The sequence below is a fragment of the Shigella sp. FJ200513 genome, from assembly GCF_040495915.1.
Lineage (GTDB): Bacteria > Pseudomonadota > Gammaproteobacteria > Enterobacterales > Enterobacteriaceae > ECMA0423.
On record NZ_JBDYCV010000180.1, the window covers coordinates 1 to 4271 of the forward strand.

Annotated in this window: 7 protein-coding genes, 2 tRNA genes and 1 pseudogene; 1 reads left to right on the top strand and 9 read right to left on the bottom strand. The window is 46.6% G+C overall.

Annotated features, from left to right (window positions below):
* Positions 1 to 57: 57 nt before the first annotated feature.
* The 3 genes and pseudogenes from ABZJ92_RS20780 to ABZJ92_RS20790 all read right to left on the bottom strand — a co-directional run.
* Entirely contained in the window at positions 58 to 237 is a 180-nt protein-coding gene (locus ABZJ92_RS20780; RefSeq protein WP_000372594.1) for a class II holin family protein, read from the bottom strand.
* Between the two features lie 149 nt (positions 238 to 386).
* Entirely contained in the window at positions 387 to 548 is a 162-nt protein-coding gene (locus tag ABZJ92_RS20785) for a hypothetical protein (protein WP_001323614.1), read from the bottom strand.
* Positions 548 to 733, bottom strand: a pseudogene (locus ABZJ92_RS20790) (DUF1737 domain-containing protein); the annotation flags it as partial. The pseudogene ABZJ92_RS20790 and the gene ABZJ92_RS20785, both read right to left, overlap by 1 nt.
* A 259-nt stretch (positions 734 to 992) precedes the next feature.
* Here ABZJ92_RS20790 and ABZJ92_RS20795 point away from each other — a divergent pair.
* Complete coding sequence (locus ABZJ92_RS20795; protein ID WP_000871291.1) at positions 993 to 1328, top strand: anti-adapter protein IraM; 336 nt, start codon at positions 993 to 995, stop codon at positions 1326 to 1328.
* 280 nt (positions 1329 to 1608) lie between these two features.
* Here ABZJ92_RS20795 and ABZJ92_RS20800 read toward each other — a convergent pair whose 3' ends face one another.
* From ABZJ92_RS20800 to ABZJ92_RS20825, 6 genes are all read right to left on the bottom strand, one after another.
* Positions 1609 to 1695 carry a DUF3927 family protein gene (locus ABZJ92_RS20800; RefSeq protein ID WP_000115835.1) on the bottom strand — a complete coding sequence of 29 codons (87 nt, stop codon included), beginning with the start codon at positions 1693 to 1695 and terminating at the stop codon, positions 1609 to 1611.
* Positions 1696 to 2239: 544 nt separating this feature from the next.
* A tRNA-Arg gene (locus ABZJ92_RS20805) sits at positions 2240 to 2316 on the bottom strand.
* A 101-nt stretch (positions 2317 to 2417) separates the two neighbouring features.
* Positions 2418 to 2493: transfer RNA gene (locus ABZJ92_RS20810), tRNA-Ile, on the bottom strand.
* Positions 2494 to 2637: 144 nt separating this feature from the next.
* Positions 2638 to 3459 carry an antitermination protein gene (locus ABZJ92_RS20815; RefSeq protein WP_000762882.1) on the bottom strand — a complete coding sequence of 274 codons (822 nt, stop codon included), beginning with the start codon at positions 3457 to 3459 and terminating at the stop codon, positions 2638 to 2640.
* A gap of 14 nt (positions 3460 to 3473) precedes the next feature.
* Positions 3474 to 3830, bottom strand: coding sequence for a RusA family crossover junction endodeoxyribonuclease (locus tag ABZJ92_RS20820; protein ID WP_000904111.1), 357 nt, complete (start codon positions 3828 to 3830; stop codon positions 3474 to 3476).
* 12 nt (positions 3831 to 3842) lie between these two features.
* A partial coding sequence (locus ABZJ92_RS20825) for a DUF968 domain-containing protein (RefSeq protein WP_152025991.1) occupies positions 3843 to 4271 on the bottom strand: 429 nt, incomplete at its 5' end.

Sequence of the window (4271 nt, forward strand, 5' to 3'; positions counted from 1 at the left end):
TTCAGGGAAAAATATCATCAGATGACTGCTTAAAAAAAGAACAAATGGTAGTGTCCGCTATTGCCAGTACACCTCAGTCAGATATGTCAGCAGCCCAAACAGCAGACTCCCCAGCACGCCTATTGCCGCCCACTGAGACGGGGAAACCCTGTCCAGCAACTGCAGGAACCAGTAGCCCGTTCCCACCGCTGACGTGGTGTATGACACACCTGTTGTGATTTTTTCCATCTGGTCCATACCCCGTCTCCCGTTATCCGGAAGCTGACAACAATAAAAAAGCCACCAGTTAACTACTGATGGCTCTGATAACTCATGCAAGCGTCTCAGACGACCCACTGACACTACCGGTGAGTTTAACGATACCTTCCATTTGACTGGCTCACTTTTTATGATGATGCCGGTGCATTTATCTCCAGCACCAGACTTTCTATCTCAACGCCATACGTTGCATTTTTGGTAATATCCGTCAGCGTCAGTGCATTTAGTCCCACTGCCAGACTGTCTTTTATGGCCTGGAATGCCGGGCCAGTACGATGACGTAGTATCACTCCGGCTCAGTTGCACCACTGACCACCACATCACCTTCTGCTGCAATCGCCTGCATCAGGGTATAAGGGGTTATGGCCACCGGACTACCAAACGGCTGCCAGCCCTCTTTCAGTTTATGTGTCAGCTTTTCCGCAAGATCTGACGGCGGCGCCGCCCTGACAACATCATAGTGTTTAAATGCCATGGTTCTTTCCAACATCTGAAAAATAATTCTTTAAAATACCTGACATGTAATACAGAAAAAACACAAAACCATACCTTAAATAAAAACCTGATTATCAAGCAGATATGCATGGATAAACTACAAGACGAGATATAAACCACCCTGCATTTAAATAAACAATAAACAACATCAGAAAAATAATTCTGTTCTATGGTTTAATTCAAAAATATCATTTATACTTTTCAGAACATCACCAGCAAGGCATAAACAAGGAAACTAAATGAAGTGGATTGTGATTGATACAGTTATCCAGCCATCATGCGGAATATCTTTTTCAGTCATATGGAGTAAAATAAAATTAATAATCTGGTATCAATCGGATGCTTTCTTACCTCCTGAAAGTATATTTACACTGACTCACACAGGCATCATGCTCAATAACAAAGTGCTACCTGTAACCATTTACAACGTAGTACCATTCAATAAAACATTCTGGAATTTAATCAAAAACAGCCAGGAATGCCCTACAAATACAGATAACGTATTGAATGAATGCTTTAATAACCGTTGCACTCTGCAAATATGCCCTTATGGACTAAAACAACAAAGTCCATAAGGAGTTTACTCACATCTGACAAAATCAATATAAACAGCCCCTCCGGAGAGGGGCTGGAGAGTGGCGCTATGTGCCATTCCATGGTGCCGGGTGCCTCCCGGTGAATTCAGTACCAGCACCTGAATCCGCGATTATCCCATATACCTACTCGCTGATTGCCCCTCCGCACAGGGGGATTCACCATGCCAGTTTCTTTTAACAAACTCCCCGCAAACCAGACAACAGTCAACCGCCTGAATTGTGAAGTATTTAAAAATTTCTCCCGCTAACTGATACCCGGCTAACAGTCTGGCGTTTTCTTTTTCAGCAACGGGAAAGCAACAACCACCACACCCGCCACCAGCACACCGTCAGCCGGCACTGACATTATCCGGCTGCTGCAATGCCATTAACAAAAACAGTAAGCAATCACTTTTTACCGTAACAGGTGATAATCCAGATATGTATCTACCCCAGATGAGTAATCCGAAGTTCATCCATACCACAGGTCCTGGCTATTCTGTTGTACTCCTGAACAAGAGCAAATAATTCTGAATTAGCAACCATGAACTCATCGCAAACCCTCTGTATAGCATCACTATTCAGAATAATAACGTCTCTTCCCGAAAGACGATCAGGAGTACAGAACAAAACTGTCAAACGGCTGAAGGCCTTTGCTCGTGCTGCATTGACTATATCAATACGCTGCCTAAGGATGAAACACCCCGACGCCTCATCAATATTCACTCTACCCACACCATATGAATGATAAATACTTAATGCTGAAAAAACCATTAGACCGCATAACAAATACTCAATCAATACTTAACAGAACTTTTATTTTTGACAAATATATAATATTTTCAACAATATCCTGAGCCAGGTATATTTCAGTATAAGGCTCTGCCGGAAGGAATCTGGAAGAATGAATATGGCGCGCTGTACTGGATTCGAACCAGTGACCGATTGCTTAGAAGGCAATTGCTCTGTCCGGCTGAGCTAACAACGCTGAATACCGATAATGGACCGCCATCGGGGACCCGCCCCCCGCACCAACAACCCTGTTATCGTGTCGTCTGCTCTTCCTGATAAGCTAATGGCGGTTTGTGATGGTGGCCCTTGCTGGATTTGAACCAGCGACCTGGCGATTATGAGTCGCTCGCTCTCACCACTGAGCTAAAGGGCCGGGAGCAGAATAATAACGGTCCGTAATTAATTTCGCAATAAAAAAACCCGCTCAGCGGCGGGTTGTAGAAACTCTTCTAACGCCAGGCATAAAACGCCCATCATTATGACGAATTTACCACAGATTCCGGAAAAATCAACCTTGTTACCTAGTTACCTTTTTTAACTGCCGCTCAGCCCATGCTTCTTCAATATCAAACCGGGTCACCAGCGCATCATAAAATTTCTTAACTGTTTTTTCCCATGACGCGCGTGTTATCTGGTTTGTCACCTCGCATATAGCATTAAATGCCTCCGTTGATGGTAGTCTTTCATAGCCACGACCACCACAACGCTGGCAGTCTCTGATAACAGGCATACCACGTTTTACCGACTCTTCACGATGAATGGCGACACCACGCCCACGGCAATCCTTACAGGCGGTGGAAACCTCACCCTTTCCGCCACACTCCGGACAGGCAACTTTTACCACCTCCCTGACTTTTTTCCATTCTTCCCAGTAAAACGGATACACACCTTTCGTACACTTTGCCCATACCGGCGGCTTACCATCCGGATACTGGATCTTGTTTGTAAAAACTATGCTTTCAATAAATTTTTCCCCATAGCAACAAGGGCACTGCTTTTTACTCGCTGCGCTGCGGGCATAATCCTCAAAAGCGTACGAAGCCATAATGCGCATCACTACCGGTTTTATTTCTGCCGGAAGTTTTCTCAACGCCGCCACACGATCGCACCGACTGAGTGCATAATCTGCCAGTAATTCTGTTGCCCGCGCCCTGTCATTCATACTGATGCCCATTTTCCCCAGGAACGCAGAAAAACCCATCTCAGCCCGATTCTGTGTCATGCCCTGCGCGGCCATCACATCAGTGATACTCAGCGCATCTTTTGACGTTGAGGCCGATGCATCGGTCAGGCCAGGGGATTTTGGGGAGTAGTATTTCGGTAAATCTTCCAGTTTCATTTTTTGACCTGCTCTTAATGCATTATGGGGTAAATCTTCACCCCCAGACGTCCACCAGATACTGGCTGACCACGAACGATATTGATTTCATCAAACTGCTCATCGTCCATTAACACTCCCGCATGCGTCAGCGCATCCAGCGGTGCTTTCAGGATATTGTCCAGGTCGCGACGACGCTTATCCGGTGGCTCTGCAATCACCTTTATCGCCAGCCTTCCGGACAGGCTTAATTTCAGCCGCTGCTGGCGAACAATAAGCGCCACAGCCCGGCGATAACGCTTTCCCTCCTCCGAGATAAAATATGTGCTGCCACGGCGTCGCCAGTAAGTGTTCACCGTCGGCGGGTAAGGTAAAACCAAATCTATGAGCATCAGTCACCTCTTTTACCCAAGCACGCCAGTTGCAAAGGCGTGATCAAGAAAACGAAAAATTAAATCAACCTGAGAACCATGCTTTTCTTCGAACGCCAGAGGATCCGCATGAAGCTCGTTGTGATGCTCCCGACACAGCGGTAGCGTGAAAATATCGTGAGATTTGGTCCCCATTCCGCCCTGACCATGACCAATCAGGTGATGGGGATCGTCGGCTGGCTTACCACAACACGCACACGGCTGTGTCTTCACCCAGCGTTTGTATTTCTCGTTAACCCAGCGGCGACGTTTAGGTCGTTTCATGAAAGATTCCGGAGACTCAGGATCAACGGCAATGCTGACCACCGTCTTTTCCTGTTGTGGGTTCTGTTGCTGGTGGGCGTGAGGCAGCGGCGCAAGATTTTTTGTGCGCTGCTTCAGTATGCTGGTGGCGGTCTGCTC